Annotated in this window: 2 protein-coding genes; both read left to right on the forward strand. The window is 76.5% G+C overall.

Features of this window, described 5'->3' with window-relative positions; translation table 11 throughout:
- Window positions 1-4: 4 nt before the first annotated feature.
- Entirely contained in the window at window positions 5-20,089 is a 20,085-nt protein-coding gene (locus tag ACFVFR_RS29560) for a non-ribosomal peptide synthase/polyketide synthase (protein WP_383707258.1), read from the forward strand.
- 170 nt (window positions 20,090-20,259) lie between these two features.
- Window positions 20,260-20,463, forward strand: coding sequence for an MbtH family protein (locus ACFVFR_RS29565; RefSeq protein WP_383707260.1), 204 nt, complete (start codon window positions 20,260-20,262; stop codon window positions 20,461-20,463).
- Window positions 20,464-20,652: the final 189 nt, after the last annotated feature.

Raw genomic sequence — 20,652 nt, forward strand, 5'->3', positions numbered from 1 at the left:
CGACATGACGTCTTCGAACTCGAAGCAGAACCGTGCCGCGGCCCTGCCGCGCGATCTCCAGGAGGCGCTGCGCCGGCGCCTGGCGGGCAAGGCCGGCCCGGCCGCCGGCGGGGGCGGCGTTCCGCGCGCGGACCGCTCCCGACCGCTGCCGGCGTCCTTCGCCCAGCAGCGGCTGTGGCTCCTGGACCAGCTCGAACCGGGCGACGCCCGGTACAACAGCGCGGTGGCGCTGCGGTTGACCGGCGCACTGGACCGCGAGGCGCTCGCCCGGGCGCTGGGCGCCGTCGTGGCCCGCCACGAGGCGTTACGTACCACCTTCGACGTCGTGGACGGGCGACCGGTGCAGCGGGTGCGTCCCCCGGGCCCGGTGGAGCTGCCCGTACGGGACCTGGCGGGGCAGCCGGCGACGGCCGCGGGCGTGCGGGAGTCGGGGACGGCGCTGGAGGCGGCGCTGCTCGCGGAGTACGCGCGACCGTTCGACCTGGGCGACGGCCCGCTGGTGCGGGCGGTGCTGCTGCGCGAGTCGGACGACGCGCACGTACTGCTGGTCACCGCGCACCACACCGTCACCGACGGCTGGTCGATGGGCGTGCTGCTGGAGGAGCTGTGCGCCCTGTACGACGCGTTGGCGCACGGTCAGGAACCGGCGCTGCCCCCGGTCACCACCCAGTACCCGGACTTCGCCGCCTGGCAGCGCGAGCGGCTGACCGGCGCGTCGCTGGAGGAACACCTGGCCTACTGGACGAAGCGGTTGGACGGCCTGGTGCCGCTGGAGCTGCCGCTGGACCGCCCGCGCGAGGGGCGGGAGGCCGGGGCGGGGGCCGTGCACGGCTTCTCCGTTCCGGCGGCCACCACGGCCCGGCTGCGGGAGCTGGCGACGGGGCAGCACACCACGCTGTTCGCCGCGCTGGTCGCCGCCTGCCAGGCGCTGTTCACCCGCTGGTCGGGCCAGGACGACATCACCGTGGGTTCGCTGACGCCCGGCCGTGGGCGCACCGAACTGGAGCGCGCGGTGGGCCTGTTCGTCAACACGGTGGTGCTCCGGGCGCCGGTGGAGGCCACCGGCTCCTACCGGGAGCTGCTCGCCGCCTCCTCCACCGCGGTGCTGGACGCCTTCGCCCACGACGACGTCCCCTTCGAGCGGCTGGTGGACGCGGTGGGCGCGGCCCGCGAGGCGGGGCGTAACCCGCTGTTCGACGCCATGGTCCTGCTCCATCCCGCGCCGCCCGCCGCACCCGCCATGCGCGAGCTGGTGACCGAGCCGGTCGCGGTGCCGCGCCGCTCGGCCACCTTCGACCTCAGTGTCGAGTTCGTGCCCGAGGGGGACGGGCTGGCCGGTCTGCTGGAGTACCGCACCGACCTGTTCGACGCGGCGACCGCCACGCGTATGGCCGAACAACTGGTGACTCTGCTGGCCGGGGTCACGGCCGAACCCGACCGCCCGTTGGGTGAGTTGGCGCTGCTGTCGGAGGCGGAGCGGCGGCGGCTGCTGGTGGAGTGGAACGCCACCGCCCACCCGGTGCCGCCCGCCACCTACCCGGAGCTCTTCCAGGCGCGGGTCGCCCGTAGCCCGCGCGCGACGGCGCTGGTGGCCCGGGACGCCACGTTGGACTTCGCCACCCTCAACGCCCGCGCCAACGTGCTGGCCCACCACCTCATCGCCCGGGGCGCCGGGCCCGAGCGGCTGGTGGCGGTGCGACTGCCGCGTACCGCCGACATGGTCGTGGCGATCCTGGCCGTGTGGAAGTCCGGCGCCGGTTACCTGCCGGTGGACCCGGAGCTGCCCGAGGAGCGGACCCGGCTGCTGCTGGCGGACGCCCGGCCCGCGCTGGTGGTCGACGAGGAGACGTTACGCGAACTGCCCGTTCAGGGGCGTGAGGACGATCCCACCGACGCGGACCGGCTGGGCTCTGTGGGCCCCGACAACACGGCGTACGTCATCTACACCTCCGGCTCCACGGGCCGCCCCAAGGGGGTGTCGGTCGAGCACCGCTCGCTGGCGAACCTGCTCGCCGCGCACCGCGCGGGCTTCGTCGCCGACGCCGGTGGCGGTCCGCTGCGGGTGGCCCTGACCGCGTCGTTCTCCTTCGACACCTCGCTGGAGGGCGTGCTGCTGATGGCGGACGGCCACCGGCTGCACCTGGTGGACGAGGCCACCCGGTTGGACCCGGCGGCCCTGGTGGAGTACGTGGTCGAGCACCGCGTCGACTTCCTCGACGTGACCCCCTCCTACCTGCGGCAGTTGCTGCCCGCCGGACTGCTCACCGACCCCCGTCACCACCCGCGCGTGCTGATGCTCGGCGGCGAGGCCGTCGGCCCCGCGCTGTGGCGCGAGCTGGCCGGGCTGACGGACGTGGCCGCGTACAACTTCTACGGGCCCACCGAGTGCACCGTCGACGCGCTGGCCTGCCGCGTGGACGGCGCGCTGCGGCCGGTGGTGGGTCGCCCGCTGGCCAACGTGCGCGCCTACGTGCTGGACGGCCGGGGGCAGCCGGTGCCCGTCGGGGTGGGTGGCGAGCTGTACCTGGCGGGCGACCAGGTGGCGCGTGGCTACCTGCACCGGCCCGGGCTGACCGCCGCGCGGTTCGTGCCCGACCCCTTCGGGCCGCCCGGCGGCCGGATGTACCGCACCGGCGACCTGGCCCGCTGGACCTCGGACGGGCGGCTGGATTACCTGGGCCGCGCCGACGACCAGGTCAAGATCCGTGGCCACCGGGTGGAGCCGGGCGAGGTGGAGGCGGCGTTGACGGCGCTGCCCGAGGTCGCCGAGGCCGCCGTCGTGGCCGTCTCCGACGAGCGCGGCCACGCCCGGCTGGCCGCTTACGTGGTGCCGCCGGCGGGCGCGGGCGCGCCGGCGCCCGCCGCGCTACGGCAGGCGCTGTCGCTGACGTTGCCGCGCCACCTGGTGCCCGCCGCGTTCGTCGTGCTGGACGCGTTGCCGCTGACGGTCAGCGGGAAGCTGGACCGGCGCGCGCTGCCGGCCCCCGACCCGGACGCCGGGGCGGGCGAGCGGGAGTTCACCGCGCCGCGCACCTCGGCGGAGCGGGAGCTGGCCGGGATCTGGTCGGCCGTGCTGGGCGTGGCCCGGGTGGGCGTCGACGACAACTTCTTCGAGCTGGGCGGCGACTCGATCCTCGGCATCCAGACGGTGTCCCGGGCCAGGGCCGCCGGAATGCACCTGACGTCGCGGGACGTCTTCCGGCACCAGACCGTCGCCGAGCTCGCCGGCGCCGCCGACCGGCGCGCCGCTCCCCCGGTCGCCACCGCGCTGCCGCGGGAGGCCGGGCCGGGTCCGCTGGCCCCGATCCAGGAGTGGTTCTTCGCCACGCACGGGTCGCTGGGGCACTTCGCCATGTCGATGGTGCTCGACCTGCCGCGCGAGGTCGACCCGGACGCCCTGGAGCGCGCGCTGCGCGCCGTGGTCGCCCACCATCCGGCGCTGCGCACCCGGTTCGTCCGCCAGGACGGCTCCTGGCGCCAGTACCCGGTGGCCGTCGACGAGGCCGGGGCGGCGGGCGCGCTGGTCCACCGCGAGGTGCCGGGAGAGGGCGCCGCCCGGGAGGCGGCCCTGCGCGTGGCGGCCGACGAGCTGCGCGCCGGCCTGGACCCGGCCGGCGGCACCATGCTGCGCGCCGCGCTCCTGCGGCCGGCGGCCGGGGGGCGTCCGCAGCTGCTGCTGAGCGCCCATCACCTGGCCGTGGACAGCGTTTCCTGGCGGGTGCTGCTGGCCGACCTGGAGAGCGGCTACCGCCAGGCCGTCGCCGGCGCGCGGGTCGAGCTGGAGCCGGCGACCACGCCGTACACCGCCTGGACCGAGCGGCTGGAGCGCTGGGTGGCCGCGGGCGGTCTCGACGCGGACCTGCCGTACTGGACGCGGGAGAGCGGGCAGCCCCGGGTGCCGCTGCCCGTGGACCGCTCCGGGGTGCCGCTGGCCGGATCGGTGCGCACCGTGCGCGCCCGGCTCTCGCGGGAGGCCACCGAGGCGCTGCTGCGCCGGGTGCCGGCCGTCTACCGCACGCGCGTGGACGACGTGCTGCTCAGCGCCGTGTGCCGGACGCTCGCCGACTGGACCGGCTCCGACCGGGTGACCGTGGCCCTGGAGGGGCACGGCCGGGAGGAGCTGGAGGACGCGCCGGAGTTCGGGGCGGAGGCGGACGGGGCGGGCGCGGGCGGTCTCGGCGCCGTGGACCTGTCCCGGACCGTCGGCTGGTTCACCGCCCAGTACCCGGTCACCTTCGCCCTGGAGGGGGCGGGCGCGGCCGGGTCCGACTGGGGCGCGGTGCTGAAGTCGGTGAAGGAGCGGCTGCGGGCGGTGCCCCGGCACGGTTTCGGCTACGAGGCGCTGGCCCGTCTGGGCTCGCGGGAGCCGGCGGCGCGCGCGCTGCGCGAGGTGCCGCTGCCGCAGGTGTGCTTCAACTACCACGGTCAGTGGGACTCGGCGCCGGGTCGCGACTTCGCTCCGGCGGGCGAGGTGCCCGGCGGTGAGCTGGCCGCCGGTGAGCGGCTCGACCACCTGCTCGACGTCTCGGCGGTCGTGGCCGACGGCGTACTGGAGACGACCTGGCACTACAGCGACCAGGTGCACGACCGGGACACGGTGCGCGCCCTGGCCGAGAACACGGTGCGCGCCCTGGCCGCCATCGTCGAGCACTGCGCGCTGCCGGGGGCCGGCGGGCGCACCCCCTCGGACTTCCCGCTGGCCGGGCTGGACCAGGCGCGGGTGGACCGGCTGGCCGGGGACGGGCGCGCGGTGGAGGACATCCTGCCGCTGACCCCGCTCCAGGAGGGCATGGTCTTCCACCGCCTGCTGGACGGCGCGGACGACGACGTCTATCTCGACCAGGCCACCCTGTTGCTGGAGGGGGTGGCGGACCCGGCGGGCTTCGCCCGCGCCTGGCAGCGGGTGGTGGACCGGACGCCCGCTCTGCGCAGTCGCGTGGTGTGGCAGGACGTGCCCCGGCCGGTGCAGATCGTCGACCGCCGGGCCCAGGTGCCCGTGGAGCACCACGACTGGCGGGAGCTGGACGAGGCCGCGCGCGCGGACGCGCTGGCCCGGCTGCGGGAGCGCGACCTGGCGCGCGGCATGGACCTGGGCACCGCGCCGCTGCTGCGCCTGTCGCTGGCCCGGCTGCCGGGCGACGGCCTGCACCTGGTGTGGACCTCGCACCACGTGATCCTGGACGGCTGGAGCCTGGCGCAGGTGCTGACCGAGGTGTGCGAGGAGTACGCGGCGCTGGTGGCGGGCCGCGCGTACGCGCCGCCGCGCCGCCGCCCGTTCGGCGACTACGTGCGCTGGCTGGCCGGGCGGGAGGGTGGGGCCGGGGAGACCGAGGAGTTCTGGCGGTCCGCGCTGGCCGGGTTCGCGACGCCGACGCCGCTGCCCTGGGACCGGCCGCCCCGCGAGGCGCACCGCACCCGCTCGGCCCAGACGGTGGCCGCCACCCTGCCCCTCGGGACGTCCCGGGAGCTGGCGCGGGCCGCGCAGCGCCGGGGGCTGACCCTGAACACCGTGGTGCAGGGCGCGTGGGCGCTGTTGTTGTCCCGCTACGCCGCCGAGCGCGAGGTGGTGTTCGGCACCACCGTCTCGGGCCGCCCGGCGGAGCTGGACGGCGTGGAGTCCATGGTGGGCATGTTCATCAACACACTGCCCACCCGGGTCCGGGTGGACGGGGACCGGCCGGCCGCGGTGTGGCTGCGGGAGGTACAGGACGCGCAGGCGGAGGCACGCCGCTTCGAAGCCGTGTCGCTGGCGCGGGTGAGCGCGCTGAGCGACGTGCCGGCGGGCACCGCGCTGTTCGCCAGCATGGTCGCCTTCGAGAACTACCCGTTCGACGACGCCCGCACCGCCGGTGCCGGCGTCCGCGTACGGGAGGTGACCTCGCGCGATGCCACCAACTTCCCGCTGGTGTTGCGCGCCTACCAGAGCGACCGTCTCGGGTTCGACCTCGCCTACGACCCCGAGCTGTTCGACGCGGCCACCGCGCGGACCCTCGCCGACCGGCTGCGCCTGCTGCTGGGCGAGCTGGCGGCCGGCCCCGACCGGCCGCTGCGGGAGCTGGCGTGGACCAGCGCCGAGGAACGCCACCGCGTGCTGACCGACTGGAACGGCACCGAGCGGGGGCACTCGGGGCGCACGCTGGTGGACCTGTTCGAGGCTCGGGCGGCCCGCACCCCGCGGGCCGTGGCCCTCTCCTTCGCGGGCGCCACTGTGACGTACGCGGAACTCGACGCCGCGGCGGGGCGGTTGGCACACCGGCTCGCCGAGTACGGGGCCCGTCCCGAGCGGTTCGTGGCGCTCGCCCTGCCCCGCTCGACGGAGCTGCTGGTGGCGCTGCTGGCGGTGGTCAGGAGCGGGGCGGCTTATGTGCCGATCGACCCGGAGCTGCCCGCCGAGCGCATCGCCCATCTGCTGGGCGACGCCAGGCCGGCGCTGCTGGTGACGACGAGTTCCGTCGCGGAGCGGGTGCGGGACGCCGACTGCCCCCATCTGCTCCTGGACGACCCCGACGTCCGGGCCGACCTGGCCCGCCGGCCCGCCGCCGGGCCGGGCCCCGCCCACCGGCCGCGGCCCGAGCACCCCGCGTACGTGATCTACACCTCGGGCTCCACCGGGCTGCCCAAGGGCGTGGTGGTGCCGCACTCCAACGTGGTGCGGCTGCTGGAGCGCACCCGGGACCAGTTCGGGTTCGACGAGCACGACGTGTGGACCCTGTTCCACTCCTACGCGTTCGACTTCTCCGTCTGGGAGATCTGGGGCGCGCTGGCGCACGGCGGGCGGCTGGTCGTGGTCCCGCACGACGTGGCCAGGTCGCCCGGGGACTTCCTGCGCCTGCTGGTGGACGAGCGGGTCACGGTCCTGAACCAGACGCCGTCGGCGTTCCAGCCCCTGGTGCGCGCGGACGCCGAACACCCGGAGCTCGGCGACCGGCTGGCGCTGCGCCGGGTGATCTTCGGTGGGGAGGCGCTGGAGCCGGGGCGGCTGGCCGAGTGGTTCGCGCGCCACCCGGACACCGCGCCGGTGCTGGTCAACATGTACGGCATCACCGAGACCACGGTGCACGTCACCTACGCGCCGCTGGATCGCGCCACCGTCGCCGGGGCCACCTCCAGCGGCATCGGCCGGGGCCTCGCGGACCTGCGGGTGTACGTGCTCGACGGCGACCTCGCGCCGGTCCCGCCCGGCGCGGTGGGTGAGATGTACGTCGCGGGCGAGGGCCTGGCCCGTGGCTACCTGAACCGGCCGGGGCTGACCGCCGCGCGGTTCGTGGCCGACCCGTTCGGCCCGTCGGGGACGCGGATGTACCGCACCGGCGACCGGGCGCGGTGGCGGGCGGACGGCACCCTGGAGTACCTGGGCCGGGCCGACCAGCAGGTGAAGATCCGTGGGTTCCGTATCGAGCCCGGCGAGATCGAGGCCGCGCTGTCGGCGCACCCCGCCGTGGCCGAGGCGGTGGTGGGCGTGCGCGAGGACACTCCGGGCGGGCGGCGGCTGGTCGCCCACGTCGTGGGCGTGGACCCGGCCGCGCCGCCGTCGGCCGCCGCGTTGCGCGCGCACCTCCAGGGGCGGCTGCCCGCGCACATGGTGCCCGCCGCGTTCGTGACCCTGGCGGCGCTGCCGTTGACCGTCAACGGCAAGCTCGACCACCGTGCCCTGCCCGCGCCCGGCCCGGACGGCTACGCCACAGCCGGGGACCGCGCGGCGCCGCGCACCGAGGCCGAGCGGCTGGTGGCCGGGGTGTGGTCGCAGGTGCTCGGCGCGGTCGAGGTCGGCGCCGAGGACGGCTTCTTCGCGCTGGGCGGGGACTCGATCCTCGCCGTGCGCGTCGCCTCCCGGTTGCACGCCGCCCTCGGCGCGGAGGTCTCCCCACGGCTGCTGTTCACCCATTCCACGCTCGCGGAGCTGGCCGCCGCCCTGCCGGCCCCGAGGTCGGCCGCCGCGTCGGCGGACCCGATCCCGACGGCCGACCGCACCGGTGCGCTGCCGCTGTCGCCCGCCCAGCGGCGGCTGTGGTTCCTGGACCGCTTCGAGCCCGGCGGCACCACGTACGTGACGCTGTCCGCGCTGCGGCTGCGCGGCACGCTCGACGTCGGCGCCCTGGGCGCGGCCCTGGACGGGCTGGTGGCCCGGCACGAGCCGCTGCGCACCACGTTCGCCGACCGGGACGGCCGGGCCAGCCAGCGCGTTCACCCGCCGCACCCGGTGGACCTGGCCCGCGCCGACCTGTCGGCGACGCCGGCGGGCGAGCGCGAGGCCGCGCTCGAGGCGCTGTTGGCCCGCGAGGCCGGCGCGCCCTTCGACCTGGCGCGCGGACCGCTGCTGCGGGCCGGGCTGGTGCGGTTGGCCGCCGACGAGCACGTGCTGACGCTGGCCGTGCACCACATCGCCACCGACGGCTGGTCGGCGACCGTGCTGGGCCGGGACGTGGCCGAGCTGTACGCGGCGGCCCTGGCCGGCCGCCCGCCGCGCCTTCCCGAACTGCCGCTGTCCTACGTGGACTTCGCTGCCTGGCAGGACGCGCGGGCCACCGCCGCCGACGAGGCCGCCCTCGCCTACTGGCGGGAGCGGCTGGCGGGGGTGGCCCCGCTGGAGCTGCCGACGGACCGGCCACGGCCGGCCGTGCGCGCCGGGGACGGGGCGCTGCTGGAGTTCTCGCTGCCCGCCACGCTGACCGACCGGCTCCGGGAGGCCGGGCGCCGGGCCGACGCCACGTTGTACATGACGCTGCTCGCGGCCTGTGAGGTGCTGTTCGCCCGCTGGTCGGGCCAGGAGGACATCGCGGTCGGCACGGTGTCCGCGGGGCGCGAGCGCCCCGAACTGGAGCACCTGGTGGGCATGTTCGTGAACACCCTGGTGCTGCGGAACCGGGTGCGGCCCGACGCGCCGTTCACCCAGCTCCTGGGCGAGGTGCGCGCGACGGTGCTGGACGCCTTCGCGCACCAGGACGTTCCCTTCGAGCGCCTGGTGGAGGCGGTGCGGCCGGAGCGGGACACCAGCCGCACCCCGCTGTTCCAGGTCATGGTCGCCCTGCACAACCTGGGCGGCCGGGAGCCGGAGCTGCCGGGCCTGGCCGTCGAGGCGCTCACCCCGCCCGTGCGGCACGCCACCTTCGACCTGAGCTTGGACTTCGTGGCGGGCGACGACGGGCTGACCGGCTACGTCGAGTACGACACGGCGCTGTTCGACCGGGTCACGGTGGAGCGGGCGGTGCGACGGCTGCGGCTGCTGCTGGAGGCGGTCGCGGACGACCCCGACCAGTCGGTGGGGGCGCTGCCGTTGATGACCGACGCCGAGCGGCGCACGCTCACGCGCTGGCAGGGCGAGCCGCTGCCCGCGCCGGCTCCGGACGCGACGCTGGTGGACCTCTTCCAGGAGTGGGCGGCCCGCACTCCGCGCGCGACCGCCCTGGTGGCCCGGGACGCCACGCTGGACTTCGCCACCCTCAACGCCCGCGCCAACGCCCTGGCCCACCACCTCATCGGACTCGGTGTGGGTCCCGAGCGGCTGGTGGCCGTGCGGCTGCCACGCACCTCGGACATGCTGGTGGCGCTGCTGGCCGTACTGAAGGCCGGGGGCACCCATCTGTCGGTGGACCCGGAGCTGCCCGAGGAGCGCGTGGCGCTGCTGTACGAGGACGCCGCGCCGCACGTGGTGCTGACGCCCGACGCGCTGCGCGAGGTGCCGTGGACGGGGCTGCCCGCGCACGACCCCAGCGACGCCGACCGGCTCGCGCCGCTGCGCGGCGCCCACGCCGCGTACCTGAACTTCACCTCGGGCTCGACCGGCCGGCCCAAGGGCGTGCTGGTCGAGCACCGGCACCTGCTCAACCTGTGCCGCGACCACCAGGCGGGCCTGGTGGCCCCGCACACCGGGGACGGCGGGCGGCTGCGGTTCGCGCTGAGCGCCGCCTTCTCCTTCGACACCTCCTGGGAGGGCCCGCTGTTGTTGGCCCTGGGCCAGCGGGTGCACCTGGTGGACGAGGAGACGCGGCACGATCCGGCGGCGTTCGTCGCCCTGGTGGCCGAGCACCGGATCGACTGCGTGAACACCACCCCCTCCTTCCTTCAGGAGCTGGTGGACGCCGGGCTGTTCACCGGCGACCACCGCCCCCGGCTGGTCCTGGTCGGCGGCGAGGCGGTCGGCGCCCCGCTGTGGCGGGAGCTGCGCGACCTGGCGGGCGTGAGCGCGTTCAACGTGTACGGGCCCACCGAGTGCACGGTCGACGCCGTGTACGGGAGCTTCGCCGAGCATCCGCGGCGGCCCCTGATCGGCCGGCCGGGGCGGGGCGTACGGGCCTATGTGCTCGACGCGGCGCTGCGGCCGGTGCCGGTCGGCGTGCCGGGGGAGCTCTACCTCGCGGGGGCCCAGGTCGCCCGTGGCTACCTGGGGCGGCCGGGTCTGACCTCGGGGCGGTTCGTGGCCGACCCGTTCGGGCCGCCGGGCACCCGCATGTACCGCACCGGTGACCTGGCCCGCTGGGAGGGGTCGGGGTCGCTGGAGTTCCTCGGGCGCGCGGACGAGCAGGTGAAGGTGCGCGGGTTCCGGATCGAGCCCGGTGAGGTGGAGGCGGCGCTGCTGGCCACCGGCGGGGTGCGGGAGGCGGTGGTGGTGGCCCGGGAGCACGCGGGTCGGGCGCGCCTGGTGGCCTACCTGGTGCCCGAGGGGCCGCGGCCGTTGGCCGTGGAGGAGCTGCGGGTGCGGCTGCGGCGGAGCCTGCCGGACTACATGGTGCCCTCGGTGTTCGTCCCCCTGGCGCGGATACCGCGGACCAGCAGTGGCAAGACGGACCGGGGCGCCCTGCCCGAGCCGCCCGCCCAGCCGGACGGGGCGGGCGCGCACGTGGCGCCGCGTACCGAGGCCGAGACACTGCTGGCCGACATCTGGGCGCGGGTGCTCGGCGTTCCCCGGGTCGGCGTGGCGGACAACTTCTTCACGCTGGGCGGGGACTCCATCCTCAGCATCCAGATCGTCTCCCGGGCCCGGCGGGCCGGGCTGGCCCTCACCTCCAAGGACGTCTTCCGTCACCAGACCGTCGCCGAACTGGCGCTGCGCGCCGGGCAGGCCGACGCGCGGGCGACGGACGCGGCCGGGGCGCCCGGCGGCCCGGCGCCGCTCACCCCGATCCAGCACTGGTACCTGGCGGACCGCCGGCCCGGCGACCCGATGCGCTTCACCATGACCAACCGGGTGGAGCTGGCGCCCGACACCGACGTCTCGGCGCTGGAGGCGGCCGTGGCCGCGCTGGTGGCCCGGCACGAGGGGCTGCGCACCCGGTTCCGTCACGCCGAGGGCGCCTGGTCGCAGGAGCCGCTGCCGGCCGCGCCCGACACGGTGTTCACCCGTCACGACGTGCGCGGGGTGGACGGCGCGGCCCTGGAGGAGGCGGTGCGCGCCGCGACCGAGGACGCGCGTGCGGAGTTGGACCCCACGGTGGGTCGCGTGGCGCGGGCGCTGTTCTTCGACCGGGGCCCCGACGCCGCGCCGCAGTTGGTGCTCACCGTCCACCACCTGGTGGTGGACGGGGTGTCCTGGCGCGTCCTGCTGGGCGACCTGGAGAGCGGCTACCGGGACGCGGCGGCCGGCCGAGTGGTCGAACTCGCGCCGGTGGGTACCGGGTTCGGGTCGTGGGCGCACCGTCTGGCGGGGTACGCGGACTCGGGCGGCTTCGACGGCGACGCGGCGTACTGGAGCGCGGTGTGCGCCGCGCCGGCCGAGCTGCCCGCCGGCCGGCCGGGGCCCGACACCCACGGCCGGGCCGCCACCGTCACCGCCCAGCTGGGCCGGGCGGACACCGAGGCCCTGCTACGGCGGGTGCCGGAGGTGTACCGCACCCAGGTGGCCGATGTGCTGCTCAGTGCCCTGGGTCGGACGTTGGCCCGCTGGTGTGGGCGGGAGACGGTGCTCGTCGGTGTGGAGGGTCACGGCCGGGAGGAGCTCTTCGCGGAGCTGGACACCTCCCGTACGGTCGGCTGGTTCACCAACGAGTTCCCGCTGGCCCTGTCCGTGGCGCCGGAGGCGGACTGGCGTCAGACGCTGCTGTCGGTCAAGGAGCAGGTGCGCGGCGTGCCGCTGCGGGGCCTGAGCTACGGCGCGCTGCGCCACCTGCGGCGGCCGGGCCCGCTGCCCGCCGCGCCCACGCCGCGCGTGGGCTTCAACTACCACGGCCAGTGGGACCTGGCCTCCGGTGAACAGCCGGCTGCCGAGGGCCTGTTGCGCTCCGCGCTGCCGTCGGCCGGGCTGGACACCGCGCCCGAGGAGCGGCGCCCGTACGCGCTGGAGGTGACGGGTGTCGTGCAGGGCGGCGTGCTGGAGCTGGGCTGGACCTATCCGCCCGCGGTGTACGACGAGGCCCTGGTGCGCCGGCTGGCCGAGGAGATGGTCGCGGCGCTGAGCGAGATCGTCGCGCACTGCGCGACCCCGGGGGCGGGTGGGCGCAGCCCCTCCGACTTCCCGCTCGCCGGGCTGGACCAGCGCCAGGTGGACCTGGTCGCGGGTGACGGTGCCGAGGTGGAGGACGTGCTGCCGCTGACGGCGCTTCAGGCGGGCATGCTCTTCCACGGTCTGGTCGACGCGGCGGACGCCTACGTGGACCAGTTGACCGTGCGCGTCGCGGGCGTGGCCGACCCCCAGGCGTTCGCCGACGCCTGGCGGGAGGTGGCCGACCGCACTCCCGCGCTGCGTGCCGCCGTTCACTGGCGGGACCTGCCGCACCCGGTGCAGGTGGTGCGGCGGCGGGCCGCGCTGCCGATCACCCACCACGACTGGCGGTCCCTGTCCCCCGCCGCGCGTGCGGCGGCGCTCGACCGGTTGCTGGCCGAGGACCGGGCGAGTGGCATGGACGTCACGGTGGCGCCGCTGAGCCGGCTGGCGCTCGCCGCCCTCCCCGGTGACGAGGTGCTCCTGGTGTGGTCCTCGCACCACCTGATGCTGGACGGCTGGAGCACCGGGCAGCTCTTCACCGAGGTGTGCGCCCGGTACGCGGCCACCGTCACCGGCGGTGTCGTGCGCGCGCCGGCCCGCCACCCCTTCCGTGACTTCCTGCACTGGTTGGGCGAGCGGGACCAGGCGGAGGCCGAACGGTACTGGTCCGGCGCACTGGCCGGGTTCACCGAGCCCACGCCGCTGCCCTACGACCGCCCGCCGGTGGAGGCGCACCGCGCCAGGTCGGCCGCCTCGGTGCACCTGGAGCTGAGCGAGGAGGTCTCGGCCCGGTTGCGGGAGGCGGCCGGCCGGGGCGCGCTGACCGTCAACACCGTGGTGCAGGGCGCCTGGGCGCTGCTGTTGGCCCGCTACAGCGGGCGCCAGGACGTGGTGTTCGGCACCACGGTCTCCGGCCGGCCCGCCGAACTACCGGGCGTGGAGGACATGGTGGGCCTGTTCATCAACACCGTGCCCACCCGGGTGCGCACCGACGGGCCCCAGGGCACGCTGTCGTGGCTGCGCGCCCTGCAGGAGGCGCAGAGCGACGCCCGGCGTTTCGACTTCGTCGCGCTGCCCCGCATCCAGGCGCTCGGCGACACCCCGGCGGGCTCGGGGCTGTTCGACAGCATGGTCGTCTTCGAGAACTACCCCTTCGACGAGCGGGCCACGGCCGACGCGGGCATCGCGATCGTGGACGTACGCGCCGAGACCGCGACCACCTTCGCGCTGTGCCTGCGGGCCTACCTGGGTGATCGTCTCGGCTTCGACCTCGACTACGACGAGACGCTCTTCGAGCGGGCCACGGTGGAGCGGGCCACGGAGCGCCTGGCGGTGCTGCTGACGGCGACCGCCGACGCGCTCGCCGGCGACGGGGCACGGCCGCCGCGGGACCTGGAGTCGCTGACCGACGAGGACCGCGCGGTGCTGCGTGGCTGGAACACCACCGCGCGCCCGGCGCGGCCCCTCTCGCCGGTGGACCTGTTCGCCGCCCGGGTGCGCAGCGCCCCGGACGCGGTCGCCCTCACCGACGGCGCCGGCCGGGACCTCACCTGCCGCGAACTGGCCGACTGGTCCGACCGGCTGGCGGCGCGCCTGGTGGCCGGCGGGCTGGCGGTGGAGGACCGGGTCGCGCTGCTCCTGGACCGCTCGGCCGAACTCGTGGTCGCCCAGCTCGCGGTGGTCAAGGCGGGCGGCGCGTACGTGCCCGTGGACGACCGCGCGCCCGCCGGGCGCCGAGCGCGCCTGCTGGAGCAGGCGCGGGTGAGCGTCCGGCTGACCGCCGACGAGGTGGCCGCCGCCCGGACGGCTCCCCTGCCCGGCCCGGATGCGCTGCCGCCGGCGGACCCGGACCGGCTGGCGTACGTGATGTTCACCTCGGGCTCCACGGGGCTGCCCAAGCCGGTCGGGGTGCGGCACCGGGACGTGGCCTCGCTGGCCACCGACAGCCGGTTCGCCGACGGGGTGTGCGAGCGGGTCCTGCTGCACTCGCCGGTGGCCTTCGACGCGACCACCTTCGAGGTGTGGGCTCCGCTGCTGGGCGGCGGCCGGGTCGTCGTCGCGCCCCCGGGGCCGCTGGACGCCGCCGTGCTGCGGCGGCTGGTCGCCGAGCGGGGCCTGACGGCGCTGTGGCTGACGGCCGGCCTGTTCCGGCTGCTGGCGCAGGACGCGCCCAGGGCCCTGGCGGGACTGCGGCAGGTGTGGACGGGCGGCGACGTCGTCCCGGCCGCGGCCGTGCGGCGCGTGCTGGCCGCCTGCCCGGGTCTGGTGGTGGTCGACGGGTACGGGCCGACCGAGGTGACGACCTTCGCCACGTCCTTCGCGATGTCCGACCCGGCCGCCGTGCCGGACCCGGTGCCCGTCGGGCATCCGCTGGACGACCTGCGCGCGCACGTGCTGGACGCGCGGATGCGCCCGGTGCCGCCGGGCACGGTCGGTGAGCTGTACCTGGCCGGGGAGGGCGTGGCCCGGGGCTACCTCGACCGGCCGGGGGCGACGGCCGGGCGGTTCCCGGCCGACCCGTTCGGGCCGCCCGGCGGCCGGATGTACCGCACCGGCGACCTGGCCCGGCGCCGGGTCGACGGCACGGTGGAGTTCCGGGGCCGGGCCGACGACCAGGTCAAGGTCCGTGGATTCCGGGTCGAGCCGGGCGAGGTCGAGGGGGTCCTCGCCGCCCATCCGGGGGTTCGGGACGCGGCGGTGGTGGCCCGCGAGGAGCACCACGGCGCCAAGCGGCTCGTGGCCTACGTGGTGGGCGAGGAGGGACTGGACATCGAGGACGTGCGGGCCCACGCCGAGCGTGCCCTGCCCGACTACCTGGTGCCCTCGGCGTTCGTGACGCTGGCGGCGCTGCCGCTGAGCGCCCACGGCAAGGTGGACCGGGCGGCCCTGCCCGCGCCGGCGCCCGCCGCCGGGCGTTCTGGCGCGCTCGCCCCGCGCAGCGAGGCCGAGGGCCGGGCCGCGCGGGTGTGGGCCGAGGTGCTGGGCGTGGAACGGGTTGGTGTGGAGGACGACTTCTTCGCGCTGGGCGGCGACTCGATCCTCAGCATCCGGCTCGCCTCCCGCCTGGCGGCGGAGTTCGGCGCCGAGGTCACGCCACGGACGGTGTTCACCCATCCGACTCCGGCCGGGGTCGCGACGTTGCTCGCCGGGGAGCGTGCCGCCGGGCCCGCCCCGATCACGCCCGCCCCGGTGGCCCGGGACCGACTGCCGCTGTCGTACGCGCAGCAACGCCTGTGGTTCCTGGACGCGTTCGCGCCCGGTGGCAGCGAGTACATCACCCCGCTGGCGCTGCGCCTGCGGGGCGAGCTGGACGTCTCCGCGCTGCGGGGCGCGCTGGTCGCGCTGGTCGCCCGGCACGAGTCGCTGCGCACCACCTTCGACACCGTGGACGACCAGGGCGTGCAGATCGTGCACGCGCCGGGCGAGGTGCCGCTGCCCGTGCGCGACCTGTCGCCGCTGCCCGTGGCCGAGCGCGCGCGGCGGCTGTCGGAGCTGCTGGACCAGGAGCGCACCCGCCCCTTCGACCTGCGCCAGGGGCCGCTGCTGCGCGCCGCTCTCCTGCGGCTCGACGCGCACGAGCACGTGCTGACCCTGACCCTGCACCACATCGTCACCGACGGCTGGTCCACCTCCGTGCTCACCGGTGACCTGGCCCACCTCTACCGGGCGGCGCTGGGCGAGGACGTCGGCCCGCTGCCGCCGCTGCCGGTGGGGTACGGCGACATCGCGTACTGGCAGCGGACCTCGGGCCGGGAGGTGGCCGAGGAGCACCTGCGGTACTGGCGGCGGACCCTGGCGGGCGTGGAGCCGCTGGGCGTGCCCACCGACCGGCCGCGACCGGCCGAGCGGAGCCGGGCCGGGGCGACGGCCCGGCTGGTGCTGCCGCCCGACGTGGCCCGTGGGCTGGCCGGGTTCGCCCGGGAGCGGCGGACCACGGTGTTCACCACGCTGGTGGCCGCCGTGCAGACGTATCTGGCGCGGCTGTCCGGGCAGCGGGACATCGCCGTCGGTACGGTCACCTCCGGTCGCGACCGTCCCGAGACCCAGGGCCTGGTCGGCTTCTTCGTCAACACCCTGACCCTGCGCTCCACCATCACCCCCGAGGAGTCCTTCCCCGACGTCCTGGAGGGGGTGCGGCGCACGGTGCTGGACGCCTTCGCGCACCAGGACGTCCCCTTCGAGCAGGTGGTGGACGCGGTCCAGCCGGTACGCGACACCAGCCGCACGCCGCTGTTCCAGGCGATGGTCGTGTTGCAGAACGCGCCGGGGGCGGACCTGGACCTGCCGGGCCTTGAGGTCAGCGACATCGAGCCGGACACCCACCACGCCGGGTTCGACCTCACCTGGGAGTTCGCCGAGTCCGGTACCGGCGAGCTGCACGGGCTGCTGACGTACGCCACCGACCTGTTCGACGCCGCCACCGCCGAGCGGATGGCCGGTCAGCTCGCCACGTTGCTGGCCGCCATCGCCCGGGACCCGCACCGCCCCGTCGGCGCCCTGCCGCTGGCCTCCCGAGGAGAACTGGAGCAGTTGCCCGCGCGCGGCGAGGTCGCCGGGGACCCGGTGCCCCCGGCGACGATCGCCGAGCTCTTCGAGCGGCGGGCGGCCGGCGCACCCGAGGCGGTGGCGCTCGTCGCCGGGGCGCGCGCGTGGACGTACGCCGAGGTGGAGCGCGCCGCCAACCGGTTGGCGCACCATCTCCTCGGCCGGGGCGTGGGCCCGGAGGACGTGGTGGCCATCGCGCTGCCGCGCTCGGCGGAGACGGTGGTGGCACAGCTGGCGGTGGCGAAGGCGGGCGCCGCGTTCCTGCCCGTGGACCCCGACTACCCGGCCGAGCGGCGGGAGTTCATGGTGCGCGACTCCGGCGCGGCGCTGGTCATCGAGGACCCCGCGCACGTGTGGCGCGCCACCGGCCCGGACACCGCGCCGACCGCCGCCGACCGCCGCGCGCCGCTGACCACCGGCCACCCGGCGTACGTGATCTACACCTCCGGCACCTCGGGCACCCCCAAGGCGGTGGTGGTCACCCACGCCGGGATCGCCGGCTTCGCCACGGCCGCCACGGCCCGGTACGCGGTCCGCCCGGGTGACCGCGTGCTGCAGTTCGCGTCCCCCAGCTTCGACGCCTCCGTGCTGGAGCTGTGTGTCTCGGTGCTGTCCGGGGCCGCGCTCGTCGCGGGCGAGGAGGGGCCGTTGCTGGGTGACCGGCTCGCCCAGGTGCTCGCCGACCGGCGCGTCACCCACGCGCTGATCCCGCCGGCGGCGCTGGCCACCGTGCCGCCCGAGGCGGCCGGGAACCTGCCACACCTGCGCACCCTGATCGTCGGCGCCGAGGCGTGCCCGGCCGACCTGGTGGAGCGCTGGGCACCCGGCCGCCGCATGGTCAACTCCTACGGGCCGACCGAGGCGACCATCGTGGCCACCTGGACGGACGCGCTGACGCCGGACGGCGGCGCCCCGCCCATCGGCCGTCCGGTGGCCGGCACCCACGCCCGGGTGCTGGACGCGGCGCTGCGCCCGGTGCCGGTCGGGGTGATCGGCGAACTCTACGTCGCGGGCCCGCACCTGGCCCGCGGCTATCTGGGACGCCCGGGGCTGACCGCGAGCCGGTTCGTGGCCTGCCCCGACGGGGCGCCCGGCGAGCGGATGTACCGCACCGGCGACCTGGCGCGATGGGGCGCGGACGGCCAACTCCGCTACGCCGGGCGGGCCGACGAGCAGGTGAAGCTGCGCGGGTTCCGGATCGAGCCCGGCGAGATCGAGAGCGCCCTGCGGCGCGTGCCGCTGGTGCGCGACGCGGTGGTCGCCGTGCGACCCACCGGCCCGGCCGGGCAGCGTCCGGCGGGCCCGGGGCGGCTCGTCGCCTACGTCGTACCGGCCGAGGCGACACCGGAGGGGCTGCCCGTGGCACAGCTACGCGACCAGCTGGCCCGCGTACTGCCGCCGCACATGCTGCCGTCCCTGTACGTCGCCCTGGAGCGGCTGCCGCTGACGGCCAACGGCAAGATCGACCGGCGCGCCCTGCCGGACCCGGACCCGGCCGCCGGAGCGGCCGGCTCCGCGGGGACGCGCCGGGAGCCGGCCACCGAGGCCGAGCGGCGGATCGCGCGGGTCTGGGCCGATGTGCTGGGCCTGGACGCCGTCGGCGCCGACGACAACTTCTTCGACCTCGGCGGTGACTCCATCCTCAGCATGCAGGTCGTCTCGCGGCTGCGCCGGGACGGGCTCCATCTGGCCACCAAGGACCTGTTCACCCATCAGACGGTGGCCGCGCTGGCCACCGTGGTGACCGTCGAGTCCGCCGCCGCCGACGACGGCCCGGTCACCGGCGACCTGCCGCTGACACCGATCCAGGCGTGGTTCCTCGCCACGCCACGCGCCTCCCGCGACCACTTCAACCAGTCCGCGCTGCTCGAACTGGAGGACCGCTACGACCCCACCGCGCTGCGGGCGGCGCTGGAGGCCCTGCTCACCCACCACGACGCGCTGCGCATGCGCTTCACCCAGGACAGCGGGCAGTGGCGGCAGCACAACCCGCCGCCCTCCTCCGCCCCGGATCTCCTGGTGCGACACGACCTGGCGGGGCTGTCGGAGGCGGCGGCCGAGGCGGCCATGGAGCGGGCGGCCGACGCCCTGCACGCCGGCTTCGACATCGGCCGGGGCCCGCTGCTGCGCGCCGCCCTGTTCACCGGAGCCCCCGGGCGGCCGGACTTCCTGCTGCTGGTGGCGCACCACCTGGTCGTCGACGCGGTGTCCTGGCGCATCCTGCTGGACGATCTGGAGAGCGGCTACCGGCAGGCCGTGGCGGGCCAGGCCGTCGCACTCGGCCGGCGCACCACCGCCTACCGGGACTGGGCCCGGGGGCTGGCCGCCCATGTCACGGCGGGCGAGCTGGACGAGGAACTGCCCTACTGGCGAGAGGCGGTGGCCCCGGCCCCGCTGCCCGTGGACCATGACGGGGACGGCACGGGCGGCGCGCCCCGCTCGGTGGTCGCCTCGCTGGACGAGGAGGACACGCGAGCGCTGCTGCGGGCGGCGCCCGCAGCGTACCGCACGCGCGTCAACGACGTGCTGCTGGCCGCGCTCGCGCTGGCCCTGGCGCGCTGGACCGGCGACGACGAGGTCAGTGTGGATCTGGAGGGCCACGGCCGGGAGGAGCTGCTGGAGGATGTGGACCTCTCCCGCACCGTCGGCTGGTTCACCACCATCCACCCGGTCCGCCTGCGGGTGCCGGACGCCGCCCATCGGGGGCCGGACCGCGACTGGCGGGCGCTGGTGAAGTCGGTGCGGCGGCAGTTGCGGGCCGTGCCCGGCAACGGCATCGGGTTCGGCGCGCTGCGCACGTACGGCCCCGCCGAGGTGCGCGCCGCGTTGACGCGCCCGGGCGCGGGACAGCTCGCCTTCAACTACCTGGGGCAGTGGGACGCCAGGGCCGACCAGGCGGCGGGGGCGCTGGTGCGCGCCGAGCACGGTTCCTTCGGCCAGGACCACGACCCCCGCGACGCGGGCGCCCACCTGCTGGAGGTGGTCGGCGCCGTGCAGGACGGCCGGCTGGCCTTCACCTGGCGCTACCGGCCCACCGTGCACGAGGAGGCGACCGTACGCGCCGTGGCCGCGGACTTCGCCGAGGCGCTGCGCCACATCGCCGGGCACGCCAGGGCCGGCTCGTGAAGACGCGACAGCCCGCCGCCCCGGCGCCGCGCACCGGCGTCGGTGTCCGCGCGCCGCCCCGGCCGGCCCCCCGCGCCCGACGGGACACCGCCCGGACCACGGTCCGGCGCGCCCCCCGATCCCACATCCGACCCGCTTTCGCACCCCGACTCCGCGATGGGAGAACACACATGGACGAGAACGCCCGCTACCAGGTCCTGCGCAACGACGAGGACCAGTACTCGCTGTGGCTGGCCGATCTGGAGGTCCCGGCCGGCTGGCAGGCCGTGGGCAAGGAGGGCACCCAGGACGAGTGCTCCGCGTACGTGGACGAGGTCTGGACCGACATGCGCCCGCGCAGCCTGCGCGAGCGCATGGACCGCGTCGAGTCCTGACGTGCGGGTGCGGCCCGCCGCCGAGGTCGGCGGGCCGCACCCGGCGAACGGCCACCAGGTGGCGCGGACCCGACGGGCGGACGCGCGGGGCGGCGCCGCGCGGCGCCGCCCCACGGCCCCGGGCCGCCCGTGGCGGGGGGCCCGCCCAGGGCCCCCCGCCCGGCGTGCCCCGCCCCGGGGCGGGGCGGC

Origin of the sequence: Streptomyces sp. NPDC057702 (assembly GCF_042799315.1) — a bacterium.
In the GTDB taxonomy this organism is placed as follows: Bacteria; Actinomycetota; Actinomycetes; order Streptomycetales; family Streptomycetaceae; genus Streptomyces.